This window comes from Streptomyces cinnabarinus (assembly GCF_027270315.1).
GTDB classification, from domain to species: domain Bacteria; phylum Actinomycetota; class Actinomycetes; order Streptomycetales; family Streptomycetaceae; genus Streptomyces; species Streptomyces cinnabarinus.
The window spans coordinates 1,395,805-1,409,096 of sequence record NZ_CP114413.1 but is presented as its reverse complement, the minus strand read 5'-3'; the positions used below and the strand labels follow the sequence as shown (position 1 = coordinate 1,409,096).

Annotated in this window: 8 protein-coding genes and 1 pseudogene; 2 read left to right on the top strand and 7 right to left on the bottom strand. The window is 73.3% G+C overall.

The features are described from left to right. A complete protein-coding gene (locus STRCI_RS06005) occupies nucleotides 1-1,689 on the bottom strand; it encodes a DUF885 domain-containing protein (RefSeq protein WP_269657795.1) in 1,689 nt (562 codons plus the stop codon). Nucleotides 1,690-1,721: 32 nt separating this feature from the next. After that, nucleotides 1,722-2,213 (bottom strand): Lrp/AsnC family transcriptional regulator, encoded by a 492-nt coding sequence (locus STRCI_RS06000; RefSeq protein WP_269657794.1) that lies wholly within the window; start codon nucleotides 2,211-2,213, stop codon nucleotides 1,722-1,724. Between the two features lie 60 nt (nucleotides 2,214-2,273). Here STRCI_RS06000 and STRCI_RS05995 point away from each other — a divergent pair, with 60 nt between their 5' ends. After that, nucleotides 2,274-3,497 (top strand): trans-sulfuration enzyme family protein, encoded by a 1,224-nt coding sequence (locus STRCI_RS05995; RefSeq protein WP_269657793.1) that lies wholly within the window; start codon nucleotides 2,274-2,276, stop codon nucleotides 3,495-3,497. On the opposite strand, the gene STRCI_RS05990 is transcribed toward STRCI_RS05995, so the two are convergent. The 5 genes from STRCI_RS05990 to pdxR form a co-directional block, all read right to left on the bottom strand. Next, nucleotides 3,494-4,903 carry a GNAT family N-acetyltransferase gene (locus tag STRCI_RS05990; RefSeq protein ID WP_269657792.1) on the bottom strand — a complete coding sequence of 470 codons (1,410 nt, stop codon included), beginning with the start codon at nucleotides 4,901-4,903 and terminating at the stop codon, nucleotides 3,494-3,496. The genes STRCI_RS05995 and STRCI_RS05990 overlap by 4 nt on opposite strands. Before the next feature lie 202 nt (nucleotides 4,904-5,105). Beyond that, a complete protein-coding gene (locus tag STRCI_RS05985; RefSeq protein WP_269657791.1) occupies nucleotides 5,106-7,727 on the bottom strand; it encodes a DUF7824 domain-containing protein in 2,622 nt (873 codons plus the stop codon). Beyond that, nucleotides 7,724-9,148, bottom strand: a complete 1,425-nt coding sequence (locus STRCI_RS05980; RefSeq protein WP_269657790.1) for an SWIM zinc finger family protein — start codon at nucleotides 9,146-9,148, stop codon at nucleotides 7,724-7,726. Before STRCI_RS05980 ends, STRCI_RS05985 begins: the two co-directional genes overlap by 4 nt. A gap of 76 nt (nucleotides 9,149-9,224) precedes the next feature. Continuing rightward, nucleotides 9,225-10,796: an alkaline phosphatase D family protein gene (locus STRCI_RS05975; protein ID WP_269657789.1), complete on the bottom strand. Its 1,572-nt coding sequence runs from the start codon at nucleotides 10,794-10,796 to the stop codon at nucleotides 9,225-9,227. 121 nt (nucleotides 10,797-10,917) lie between these two features. Next, the gene (gene pdxR, locus STRCI_RS05970) at nucleotides 10,918-12,354 is read right to left on the bottom strand and encodes a MocR-like pyridoxine biosynthesis transcription factor PdxR (RefSeq protein WP_269657788.1); all 1,437 of its coding nucleotides are present in this window, start codon (nucleotides 12,352-12,354) and stop codon (nucleotides 10,918-10,920) included. Between the two features lie 47 nt (nucleotides 12,355-12,401). On the opposite strand from pdxR, the pseudogene STRCI_RS05965 reads away from it, so the two are divergent. After that, nucleotides 12,402-13,238, top strand: a pseudogene (locus tag STRCI_RS05965) (EamA family transporter); the annotation flags it as partial. Between the last annotated feature and the right edge of the window lie 54 nt (nucleotides 13,239-13,292).

The window sequence follows — 13,292 nt, the reverse complement described above, 5'->3', positions numbered from 1 at the left end:
CTACAGCCGGGACAGCTCGTCGACGAGGTCGTCCAGGCCCAGGGAGCCCTGCGACAGGGCCGCCATGTGCCAGGACTTGAGGTCGAAGGCGTCGCCGTGCCGCTCGCGCGCCCGGTCCAGGCCCAGCAGCCAGGCCCGCTCGCCCAGCTTGTAGCCGATCGCCTGGCCCGGGATCGTCAGATAGCGGGTCAGCTCGCTCTTGACGAAGTCCCGCGGGCGGCTGCTGTGCGCCCCGAAGAACTCCTCGGCCAGCTCCGGCGTCCACCGCTCGCCCGGGTGGAAGGGCGAGTCCGCCGGGATCTCCAGCTCCAGATGCATGCCGATGTCGACGATGACCCGGGCGGCCCGCATCATCTGCGCGTCCAGATAGCCGAGCCGCTCCTGCGCGTCCGTGAGGAAGCCCAGCTCGTCCATCAGCCGCTCCGCGTACAGCGCCCAGCCCTCGCAGTTGGCGCTGACATGGCCGACCGTCGCCTGGTAGCGGGAGAGGTCGTCCTTGACGTACACCCACTGCGCGAGCTGGAGGTGATGGCCCGGAACACCCTCGTGGTACCAGGTGGAGACCAGGTCGTAGACCGGGAAGCGGGTCTGCCCCATCGTCGGCAGCCAGGTGCGGCCGGGACGGGAGAAGTCCTCGCTGGGGCTGGTGTAGTACGGGGCCGCGGCGCCGCCGGGCGGGGCGATCCGCGACTCCACCTTCCGCACCTGCTCGGCGAGTTCGAAGTGGGTGCCGTCGAGTGCCTCGATCGCCCGGTCCATCAGGCCCTGGAGCCAGACCTGCACCTCGTCGACCCCTTCGATCTTCCGGCCGTGCTCGTCGAGGTGCGCGAGCGCCACCCACGGCGTCTCGGCGCCGGGAAGAACCTTCTCGGCCTCCTCCTTCATCTCGCCGAGGAGCCGGTGGAACTCGGACCAGCCGTAGGCGTACGCCTCGTCCAGGTCGAGGTCGGCGCCGTTGAAGTAGCGCGCCAGCCGGGCGTACCGCTCCCGGCCCACGGTGTTCGGGGCGTCCTCCACGGCCGGCGCGTACACGTCCCGCAGCCAGTCCCGCAGCTCCACCACGGCCGCCGTCGCCACCCGGGCCGCCTTGTCCAGCTCGGCGCGCAGCGCGTCGGGTCCGGCCGCGGCGAAGTCCTCGAACCAGCCCTTGCCCTCGCCGGTGTCCGCCCACTCGGTGAGCTGCTCCACGAAGGTGGCGGTCGGCCGCGGTGCCGCGTACAGCTTGCGCTCCAGGCCGAGCGTCAGGGACTCGCGGTAGCCGGACAGCGCGGCCGGAACCGCGCGCAGCCGCTCGGCGATGGCCGCCCAGTCCTCCTCGGTCTCGGCCGGGGTGATGGCGAAGACCTCGCGCACACTGTGGGCGGGCGTGCCCATGTTGCCGACCGCGCGCAGGCCCTCCTCGGCCTCGTGCACCGCGAGTTCGGCGGTCAGCCGCTCACGCAGCAGCCGGGCGCACCGGCGCTCGACGGCGCTGTCCCCGCCGGGCCGCCGCTCGGCCTCGTCGAGCCGTGCCAGCGTCGCCCGCGCCAGCTCCGCGAGTGCCTCCTGGCCCCCGGGTGAGAGGTCGGGCATTCTGCTCGAACTGTCCTTGACGCCGAGATACGTACCGGTGACGGGATCAAGGGCGATGAGCTCGTCGACATACGCGTCGGCGACCTCACGGGGCAGCGGGCTCTTCGTCTCAGACATGGCGACCATCCTCGTACGACGGCCACCGTGCGTCACACCGATTGAGCCGAGGGCGAAGGCGGGAGCAGGGGCCCGCAGTCCCACTGCTGGAAGATCAGCCTGGTCTCCACCCGCGCGACTTCCCGATGGGCCGTGAACTCGTCCAGCACCAGACGCTGGAGATCGGCCATGTCCGCGACCGCGACATGGACCAGATAGTCGTCGGGACCGGTGAGATGGAAGACGGTCAGCGACTCCGGCAACGCCCGGATCCGCTCCACGAACGGCCCCACCAATTCCCGTCGGTGCGGCCTGACCTGCACGGACAGCAGCGCCTGGAGCCCGCGCCCGAGCTTCGCCGGATCCAGCCGCAGCTGGTGGCCGAGAATCACCCCGGCCCGCCGCAGCCGGGTCACGCGGTCGAGGCAGGTCGACGGTGCGACCCCGACCTGCGCGGCGAGATCCCGGTACGTCGTCCGGGCGTCGTTCTGCAGCAGCCGCAGCAGATGAAGGTCCACCGGATCCAGTACGACAGATTCGGCCATTGGCCGAACGTAGCACGGCGTTCGATTCCTGTGACCCGGTCGACGTTCACTCTTCCGCCCATGGAGACCCCTGTGCGATCGAGAGCCCTGGCCACCGAAGCCGTGCACGCCGGCCGCGACGACCTCGCAGCCCTTGGCCTGCACGCCCCGCCGATCGACCTGTCCACGACCTACCCGTCCTACGACAGCCGCGCCGAGGCCGCCCGGATCGACGCGTTCGCCGAGACCGGCGCCGATCCGGACGGGCCGCCCGTCTACGCGCGACTGGGCAATCCGACCGTCGCCCGCTTCGAGACCGCCCTGGCGCGTCTCGAGGGCACCGAGTCGGCGGTGGCGTTCGCCAGCGGCATGGCCGCGCTCAGCGCGGTGCTGCTGGCCAGGGCCTCGATCGGCCTGCGCCATGTGGTCGCCGTCCGCCCCCTGTACGGCTGCAGCGACCACCTCCTGACCGCCGGCCTGCTCGGCTCGGAGGTCACCTGGACCGACCCGGCCGGAATCGCGGACGCGCTGCGCCCCGACACCGGCCTGGTGATGGTCGAGTCCCCGGCCAACCCGACCCTCGCCGAGGTCGACCTGCGGGCCGTCGCCCACGCCTGCGGCTCGGTCCCGCTCCTCGCGGACAACACCTTCGCCACCCCCGTCCTCCAGCGCCCCGCCGAACAGGGCGCACGGCTGGTGCTGCACAGCGCCACCAAGTACCTCGGCGGACACGGCGACGTGATGGCCGGCGTCGTGGCCTGTGACGAGGGACTGGCCGGAACCCTCCGCCAGATCCGCTTCGCCACGGGCGGCGTCCTGCACCCGCTGGCCGGCTACCTCCTGCTGCGCGGCCTGTCGACACTCCCGGTCCGGGTCCGCGCGGCCTCGGCGACCGCGGCCGACCTGGCCGCCCGCCTGGCCGCCGATCCGCGAGTGACCCGGGTCCACTACCCGAGCATCGGCGGCGCGATGGTCGCCTTCGAGGTGGCGGGAGACCCCCACGAGGTAATCGCCGCAGTCCGCCTGATCACCCCGGCGGTCAGCCTCGGTAGCGTCGACACCCTGATCCAGCACCCGGCGTCGATCAGCCACCGCATAGTGGACGCGGGCGACCGAAGGGACGCCGGGGTGAGCGACGGCTTGCTGCGCATGTCGGTGGGCCTGGAGGACGCGGAGGACCTCTGGGCGGATCTGGACAACGCCCTGGGGGCAGCACCGGTCAGGGGCGCGGGGCCGCATCGATCTGCGGCTCCGCCGCGGGGCGCGACCAGCCACAACGAACCCGCACCCGCGATGACCCACTAGCCCCGACGGCGAGAAGGCTCCCCCACACCCGACTGCACCTGCACCTCCGAGGCGAGCCGGGCCGTGATGACGAGAGTCCCTTCCTCGATCTGATAGTCGAGCGGAAGCCCCAACCCTCGCATCGCGGCCACCATCCCCGTGTTGGAAGCCTGCGTCACCGCGTACACACTCTCGCACCCGGCAACAACAGCCATCCCCACCAACCTGCGGAGCAACTCCGCGCCGATCCCACGCCGCTGCCACGCGTCCTCGACCAGCAGCGCGACCTCGGTCTCGTCACCGTCCCAGAGCAGATGACCGAGCCCGACGATCCGCCCCGACGCCGTCTGCACCGCGAGCGTCCGCCCGAACCGCGGACTGAGGAGGTGGTTCAGGTAGCGGTCGGCATCGCCGACCGGCCCGTGGTACCGCATGCTCAGCGTCCGTGCCGAGCACCGCTCGTGCATGGCCTTCGCGGCCTCGACATCGCCCGTGTCGGCCCGGCGCACGGTGATGTCGTTGCCCTCCGGCAGCGTCAGCACGTCCTCGCCGGAGGGAACCCGCGGACCGAGCCGCGCGTCCAGCTCCACCAGGGCGCGCGCCCGGGCGAACTCGGTCGGGGTGAACGGCAGATACGGCCGCTCCACGGTGATCACTCCGCCTTCCGGCGCCCGCAGCCGCATCACGGTGTCCTCCAGTACGCCCTCCACCGGCACGCCCTCCGGCGCCCGTCCGGCGACCGGGGCGCCGGGGAGCTGGCGGATCGTGCAGCGGCCCAGCAACTGCCGCAGCGCGAGCGGCATTTCCGCCGCGTCCAGGGCGGTGCGGGTGGCCAGGCCCAGCACCCGGGTCGGCGCGTCCACCAGGTCGTGGGCGTCGGCGCGTTCGATCCAGGTGCTCGTGCCGCCCGCCCGGGAGACGGCGCGGCTGATCTCCGCCGCGGCGAGCTCTTCCGGAGCGCGGAGCAGGAACTCGTCGACCGTGCCGGCACCCAGCGGATGCGTCTGGAGGCTCAGGATGTCGACCCGGCGCTCCGCGAGGGCCGTGCACAGCGCGGCCAGCGATCCCGGTTCGTCCTTCACGGTCGTCCGCATCCGCCACAGCGTGCTCCCGCCGGAGGCGGCCTCCGACGGCTGTGCCGACTGCTCCACGGGCCCGGCCTGCCGCTCAACGGCGGACCGGGCGCCGGTATCGTCAGCCGGCGGCGCATGGCCGTGGCGGCGTGCCCACCAGGTGTGGAAGGCGGCCGTGGCGATCAGCAGCACCGCCGACACCAGCAGCAGTTCCGGCCCGTCCGGGCCGTGCCCGACCAGGTTGGCCACGGCGTCCGCCACCGCCACCGCCGTGAAGAGCGCGGCGAGTTCGATGACGTCCCGCCGCCAGTGGTGGACGGGACGACCGTGCCGCGCACGCGTCACATCAGACATGTCTCGACTCATGCAGCCACTGTGAAGGAACGGTGTTGCGTGATCACGAACGCTTTGTGACCGGGCGGTAAAGATCGCTTCTGCACCTTTTGTCGCTTCCTTTACGGTCGTGTTGCGGGCGCCGCACGACCAGGTTTCCCGTCCTGGTTCCGCCCGCCCACGTCCACGCCGTGGTGTAGGACCAACGGCCCAGGGGACTACGTCAGGCGGCCACCTCCGCGACCAGCGTGCTGCGCAGCCGACGGGCCTGGGCGAGCAGCCGGGAGGAGCCACGCCGGTCCGCCGTCCGGGACAGATGCGGCACGTCGCCCCGTGCGCCGGACCGCTCGGCGCAGTCCGCGGCCACGGCGAGCAGATCGGGAAGCCCGCGCGGTGGTGTGGCCGGTCGTTCGCCGGACTGGTCGGCGAGCAGCGCGGGCAGGGTGTGCCTGAGTATCTCCCAGACCGTGGCGCTCGCCCCGGTGGCCGCGGCTGTCCGCACCGACTCCACCAGCCGCGACGGCTTGACCGCCCCGCTGCCCACCAGTTCCCCTAGGTCCGTACCGAGCCGCTCCGCGTCGAGCTGCCCACGCGCCGCCAGCACCAGCACGGCGTCCACGGCGGCGAGCCGGTCCTCCTCGTGCCGCGCGCCGAGCCCGTACGCCACGCCCAGATGCAGGGCGGGGCCCGCCTCGCCGCCGGACTCGGCGAGCCGGGGGAGGATCTCCGCGGCGCCCCGGTCGTTGTCGATCGCGATGTCCGAGAGGTCCCGCAGCAGCCGCACCGCGATCAGTTCGGGCCGCTCGGGCAGCAGGGCCGACCAGTGCGGACGCAGGCCGCCGTCCCAGTGGTAGCAGTGCCAGCGGTCACCGTAGACGGTCACCGGTCTGCCCAGCGGGTGGAAGTCCGGCGGGAAGTCCCGCTGCAGCTCGTCGAGTTCGCCGAACTCCAGCAGGACGCGGGGGCCCGCGACGCGCCGTCGTGCCGTCGGCAGGGCCGGGCCGTCCGCGGTCAGCCACTGGGCGAGCCGTGTCCCCTCGGGCGTGTCCAGGGCCGCCGCACGCTCGGCGGCCGCCACGGACGCCGCCCGGTCCTGGCGCCGGACCCGGAGCAGTGCCTGCGCGAAGTCGGCGGCGATGACCCGGACATCCGCCGCGCGGTACACATCGAGCCGGTCGACCAGCACCTCCGGTTCGATCAGTCCGGTGTGCCAGGTGGGCGTGGAGAGGAGGAAGGGCGGCGGGTCGGCGCGGACGCGGCGCGCGATCTCCCAGATACGGGCATTGAAGGCCCGTCCGAGGGGACTGTGCACACAGCCCCCCACCGACAGCGGGTCCTGGAGCGGGGCGTGGTAGCTCTCGGGCGGTGTCTTCCTCAGCACGGCGGCGAGGACGAGCTCCAGATGGCGGTGGCCGTAGAAGTCGTTCGGATGGACCGTGTCCGCCGCCGACCAGGGTAGGCGGCTCGCCACCGGCTCCAGGGCCCGCCGCAGTGTGTCCGGATCGCTGTGGGCGTGGCGGACGAGGCCGTCCAGGGTGCGCTCGAAGGCGCTCACGTCATCGCCTGCGGCCAGCAACGCGCCGACCTCCTCGGCGAGTTCGGCAGCCGAGGGCGGGGCGGGCGCCAGCCGCACGGGCATCGGGACCGGCGGCAGGATCTCCTCGTACTCCTGCGCCGCTTCCCGGACCACGCCCAGGGCTTCGGCCACCCGGGACCGGAGCACGGGCGAGAGCTGTTCCGCGGCGGCGGAGAGTTCGTCCCGCACTCCCTGCTCACTGACCTTCGACGCGTGCCGCTCCACCAGCTTGACCGCGCGCTCCTGCATCTCGGAGTCCGGGTGCCCGAGGGCCTGGGACAGGGCGGGCAGCAGGGTGTCGGCGCCGGACGCGTCCTGGGCGAGGACCTTGCCCAGCAGCACGAGCTGGGCCCGGACCAGTGTCTTCTCGGGGCGGAACAGCACCGCCTCGGACATCTCGGCCAGTCGGCGCGGTGGCAGTTCACCGGTCACCGCGAGTCCGGCGAGCAGCGTCTGGGCGTACGCGGCGACCGGCGAGGCGGCGTCCGCGGCCAGCGCCGTCCAGTCGGCCACCCGCTCCCGCTGCTCCTCGGTGGTCGGGGCCAGCGCCTGCAACAGTCGCAGGAACACCCGGACATCGGCCGGTCGGCCGCCCCGCAGCAGACGGGCCACGCAGCCGTCCAGCAGCGACTTGCGGTCCAGGGCGCCTTCCTCGGCGAGCCGGGTGAGGGAGGCGGGCCAACTGTTGCGGCCGTCGCCGGCCACCCAGCCGAAGGTCTGGCCGATGTCGTCGATCTCGAACAGTGCCGCCACCAGCTCCGCCAGCCGCGGCTCCTGACGCAGCCGGTCAGCGAGCGAGCCCACGCGTGCCCAGTCGCCGCTGACATGCATCAGCCAGCCCTGCACATAGGCGTCCGTCGTCGGCACCGGACAGGCGGAGAGCTGGACCAGGCCGGTCATCAGCTCGAAGGGCACGCGGGCGCTCGTCGGACGCCGCGCGAGCCGGTGCGTCACATCGGCGATCCAGTCGAGGTCCCGGTCGGCGAGGATGTCGATCAGCCGCTTCGGGGACGCCGGCGCCCAGAGGAAATCGGTGGCCCCCACCCAGGTCGCCACGGCCGCCGCACCGGTCTGGCAGGCCGCCCCGGCCAGATGTAGGGAGGGCAGGACCCGGCGCCCCCGTTCGCTCCAGCGGTCCGCGCCCAGCTCCTTGCGCAGTGCCTTCAACTCGGGTACGCACAACCGCCGTTCACTGTCCGTCATCCCGTCGAGCAGATTCACCACCTCGGCGATCCGCCCCGCCCGCACCGCGTCCATCAGCGAACTCATCGCACACCCCCGTCGACTCGCGCCATGACCGCTGGCGTCCCCGTGTCCCCTTCGGCCGCGGCTCCCCGCCGCACCATCCGCACCGCAAGCGCGTGCTTGCAGGGCCCGCGCCCGCCCCGGTACTTCGCCCACCACAGGCAGGTGCAGCTGAGCACCCCCGCCTCGTCCCGCACCCGGTGCACATGGCCGTCCTCGGCGGTCACCGTACCGAGCGGGCCGTCCAGGGCGACCGCGCCCGCCGCCACCAGCTCCCGCGCGGAGCGCAGTCTGGGGTTGTGCCGCTCCACGCGTGCGGAGTCGTACGGCAGCTCCCGGTGGAAGTAGGCCGCCTCCGCGGTGTCGTAGCCGACCCGGCCCGAGGTGCCGAGGCGGACCAGGGCCGCCCGGACGCGTTCGGCGGTCAGGCCCGAGGCGGCGGCCAGGTCGGTGATGTCGATCCGCGGCTCCCAGGCGAGGAGCACCGAGACCAGTTCCGCGTCCTCGGCGGCCTCGTCGGTGGCGAGCGCGGCGAGGACACCGCCCTCGCCGGAGAAGCCCCGCGAAACGTCGGGGGACAGGGTGAGGGTGAGCCGCATGCCCGGCAGCACCAGCTCCCAGGCGCTCGCGGTCGCCGCCGAGCCCGCGCCGACCGCGGGTCCGTACACCCGCAGGGCCGTCGCGTGCCGCAGTGCCCGCTGGAGCGCGATCAGCCGCTCGGGGCCCGGCAGACAGACCGCGCCGGGCACCGCCCGGGTGGTCGGGCGCAGTCCGCGCCCCGACGGGACCAGCCAGCGCGGACCTCCCGAGGCGCCGCGCGCTCCGGCCTTCGGCAGGGCGCGCAGGAACCGCACCGCCTCCGCCGCGGGCAGTTCGGCGCGCAGGTCGAAGCCCGCCGCGATCACCTGCGACTCCGCGAAGCCCCGCAGCCAGCGGTCCGGGAGCGGCACCTTCTTCTCCACCACCGGGCCGTCGAGCGTGGTCACCGCCAGCTCGTCGGGTCCGACGCGCAGGTGCAGCGGATCGTCCGTGCCGATCCTCGACAGCGCTTCTCGCAGGGGGTTGTTCACGTCCACGTTCGTCGTGCCGTGGCCCACCTCGTCGCCGTCGAGGCCCGCCGTCAGCACGTCCAGGCGGGCGTACACCCCGCCGCAGCCGGAGAACGACTCCAGGCGCAGCCGGTCGCCGTTGCCGGTGACCACCGGGTCCAGGGAGGCGCGCAGTTGCCGCTGGTAGTAGCGGGCCGCCGCCACGTCGGCCACCGCCAGCAGCCCGGCGGAAGCCGCCTGAGGGCTCGTCAGGAACCCGGCGAAGAAGCGGGGGTTGTCGGCGGCGCCGTTCGGCGTCGCACCCCGTGAGGTCTCCAGGCCCAGGCGTCGGCCGTCCGCTGCGGACTCCAGCACGGAGGGTCGGCGATAGGCCACTGCCAGCAGTGATCGCGTCATGGAAAAACCGTAGACGCGACCACTGACAATCGGCCCTGGCCTGCGGAAACGCTGTTCGCCAGGCGGGGTTGGGCGCCTACTGGCCGACCCGCCCCGGCTGGAGGACCTGCGTGAACAGCACGGTGCCGTCCTGCTCGCGCAGCCGTACCGTCAGCTCCCCGCTGTCCCCGTCGATGTCGACCTCGCCGAAGAACTGGTAGCCCTCGGCGGGGGAGACGTTGGCGACGGTCGGGGCCTTCAGGAACACCCGCTCCGGGCCGAAGGTGCTGTCGAGCGCGTTGGCCGGGAAGCCACCGGCGTTGAGCGGACCCGAGACGAACTCCCAGAACGGCTCGAAGTCGGTGAACGCGGCCCGGGAGGGCTGGTAGTGCTGGGCCGAGGTGTAGTGGACATCGGCGGTCAGCCACACCGTGCCGGTGATCCTGCGGTGCTTGATGAACCGCAGCAGTTCGGCGATCTGGAGCTCCCGGCCGAGCGGCGCGCCCGGGTCGCCCTGGGCGACCGCCTCGATGTGCGGCTTGCCGTCGCCGCCGTCCGGCACCACCAGGCCGATCGGCATGTCGGCGGCGATCACCTTCCACACCGCCCGCGACCGGGACAGCTCACGCTTGAGCCACTCCAGCTGCTCGCGGCCGAGGATGCCGACCGGGTCGGTGGTCTGGTTGTCGGGAGAGTTCGCGTTGCGGTACGTGCGCATGTCGAGCACGAACACGTCCAGCAGCGGCCCGTGGTGCTGGACCCGGTGGACCCGGCCGTCGGGGCGGCGCAGCGTGGAGATGGGGTAGTACTCCGAGAACGCCTGCCGGGCGCGGGCGGCGAGCACGTCGACGTTCTTCTCGGTGTAGCGGGCATCGCCGAGGATCTCGCCCGGGTACCAGTTGTTGGTGACCTCGTGGTCGTCCCACTGGATGATCGAGGGGACCTGGGCATTGAAGGCGCGCAGGTTCTCGTCGAGCAGGTTGTAGCGGAAGTTGCCGCGAAACTCCGCGAGCGTCTCGGCGACCTTCGACTTCTCCTCGGTGGTGATGTTCCGCCAGGTCCGGCCGTCGGGCAGGGTCACGGTCCCGGTGATCGGGCCGTCGGCGTAGACGTTGTCACCGCTGCACAGGAAGAAGTCCGGGTCGAGTCCGGCCATCGTGTCGTAGATGCGGTAGCCGCCGAGCTCGGGGTTGATGCCCCAGCCCTGCCCGGCGAGGTCGCCGGACCAGAGGAAGCGGACGCCGTGCCGCCGCTTGGCGGACGCGGTGCGGAAGGTGCCGGTCACCGGCTCGCCGGTGCGGCGCGGGTCGTCGGGGTCGGCGAGCAGCACGCGGTAGTGGATCTGCTCGCCCGAGGGCAGTCCGCGCAGCCTGGTCGTGCCGGTGAAGTCGGTGTCCGCGCCGAGCAGCGGGCCGTGCCATCTGCGGGGGTTGCGGAAGGACTCGGTGGCCGATGTCTCGACGATCATCCGGGCGGGCCGGTCGGAGCGGACCCACACCAGGCCCGAGTCGGTCGTCACATCGCCGGTCTGCACGCCCCAGCCCGCCTTGGGCCGCCCGGACAGGGCGAACGCGGGCGCGGCGCCGAGCGCGGCGGGCAGGGTCAGGGCCGCGGAGGCGGCGAGCGAGCCGCGCAGAACGCTGCGGCGGCCGAACGGACGGTGTGACATGGGTGCGCCTCCAGGACGGGATCCGGCCAGTGTGCAGAGCCACAACTACTGGTGCGCCGCAGCGCACACGCAAACCACAAGTGAACAACTGACCGACGAGACAAGGGAACCGGTGCCCCGGTCACACCGCCTCGGCCATGAGCCGTACGCCCTCCCGGATCCGTGCCGGCGACAGATGCGCGTACCCCAGCACCAGCCGTACGTCGTCGTGCTCCCCGCGCGCGTGCCCACACTCGGACAGCAGACGCACCGCCACCCCGGCTCCGGCCAGGCGGGCGCGGAAGTCCTCCTCGGGCCCGAACCGTTTCGGCAGTACGGCAATGACATGCAGCCCGGCCGCGATGCCCGACACCCGCGAGCCCGGGAAGTGCTCGTCCAGCGCGGCGACGAGGGCGTCGCGCCGCTCCCGGTACGCGCGCTGGCAGCGGCGCAGCTGCCGGTCGTAGTCACCGCGTTCCACGAACCGGGCGAACAGCGCCTGGTCCAGGGTGGGATGGCCGAGATCCATCGTCCGCTTGCGCTCGACGACCTCGTCGGCCAGCGCCTCCGGGACGAGCAGCCAGCCGAGCCGCAGCCCCGGCGCGAGCGACTTGCTGACCGAACCCGCGTAGGCCACGCGCTCCGGGTCGAGGCCCTGGAGGGCGCCCACCGGAGCGCGGTCGTAGCGGAAGTCCCCGTCGTAGTCGTCCTCCAGGACGAAACCGTCCACCGAGCGCGCCCAGTCGAGGAGTTCGGCACGGCGCCGCGCGGAGTAGGCGAGGCCGGTCGGGTACTGGTGCGCCGGGGTCGTGACGATGGACCGTACGCCCGAGGCGCGCAGCGGGTCGACCGCGAGCCCGTCGTCGTCCAGCGGCAGGGGCACCGTGGTGACCCCGGCGGCGGCGTAGAGCGCGTTGTGCTGCGGGCTGCCGGGGTCCTCCACGCCGACCGTGCGCATCCCGCGCGCGTGGAGCGCGAATCCGAGCAGCGTCGTCGCCTGCGCCACGCCGGAGACCACCACGAGCCGCTCCGGGTCCGCGACCACGCCGCGGCGGCGGGCCAGGAGTTCGGCCAGTGCCGTGCGCAGCCGGGGCAGCCCGCGCGGATCGGGGTAGCCGAGGTCCTGGTGCGGCAGCTCGGCCAGCATCCCGCGCTGCGCCGCGGCCCAGGCGGCGCGCGGGAACAGCGACAGGTCCGGCGTCCCGGGCACGAAGTCGGCCCGCGCGCCCGGGGAGCGCGGCGCCAGATCACGCGCGCGTGGCCGCGCCGACCGTACAGCACCGCCCACCCAGGTCCCGGCGCCCCGGCCGCTGCGCAGATAGCCCTCCGCCGTGAGCTGCTCGTACGCCTCCGTGATCAGACCCCGCGACACGCCGAGGTCGGCGGCGAGGTCCCGGCTCGACGGCAGCCGTGTCCCCGGGGCGAGCCGCCCCGACCGCACCGCCTCGCGCAGCGCCGCCTGCAACGCCCGCCCACGCGCGCGGGCCGGCGCGGCGGCCGCGGGCAGCAACACCTCCCACGCGGCGGAGCCACCGCCGGTGTCCTCGGTCCCGTCCGGATTGGTCTGCGACGCCGTCATGAAAGTGGACCTTAAACCGAGCCGCGCCGGTTCCTAGCGTCGGTCCCATGAACGCCACCACCACGCGCGGGGCCCTGCTCGCCGCGCTCGCCTGTGTCCTCGTCGGAGGCTCCTTCACCGCCAACAGCGTCCTCGGGGACTACCCGTACGCGGGCGGCCAGTTCCTGCGCTACGCCTTGGCCTGTCTGCTGCTCGTCCCGCTCGTCGGCCGGGGCGCCATGGCCCGGCTGCGGGCGCTCAACGCCGGCCAATGGATGCGCCTGGCGTTACTTTCAGCCGTCGGGATGGTGGGGTTCAACCTGGCCGTGATCGCCGCGGAACGCAGCGCGGAACCGGCCGTACCGGGCGTCTTCGTGGGCTGCGCGCCGGTGGTCGTGGCCGTGGTCGTCCCGCTCCTGGACAGCCGCCGACCGCAGCGGGTCGTGCTCTACGGGGCCTCGCTCGTCGCCCTCGGCGCGCTCACCGTCCAGGGGTGGGGCCGTACGGACGGGGCGGGCATCGCCTTCTCGGTGTGCGCGCTGGCGGGCGAGGTCGGATTTGCCGTCCTGGCCGTGCCCGTACTGCGGCCCCTGGGCCCGCGGCTGCTGTCCGCGACGGTGTGCGGGGTCGCCGCCGTGGAGTCCGCGGCCGTCGCGCTGCTCGTCGACGGCACCGGGGCGCTGCGCCGGCCGGACACCACCGAGACCGCCGCGCTGCTCTGGCAGGCGGTGATCGTCACCGTGATCGGCTTCGTCTGCTGGTACATGGGCATGCAGCGGATCGGCGCCGAGCGCGCCACGCTGTTCTCCGGCCTCATCCCGGTCGCCGCGGCCTGCACGGCGCCACTGGTCGGAACGGGCTCCTACGGTGCCGCACAGGCCGCGGGCAGCGCTCTGGTGGGCGCCGGAGTCGCCCTGGGCTCCGGCGCGTTGTCCCGGCGTCGGCCGGCGGCGGCCACC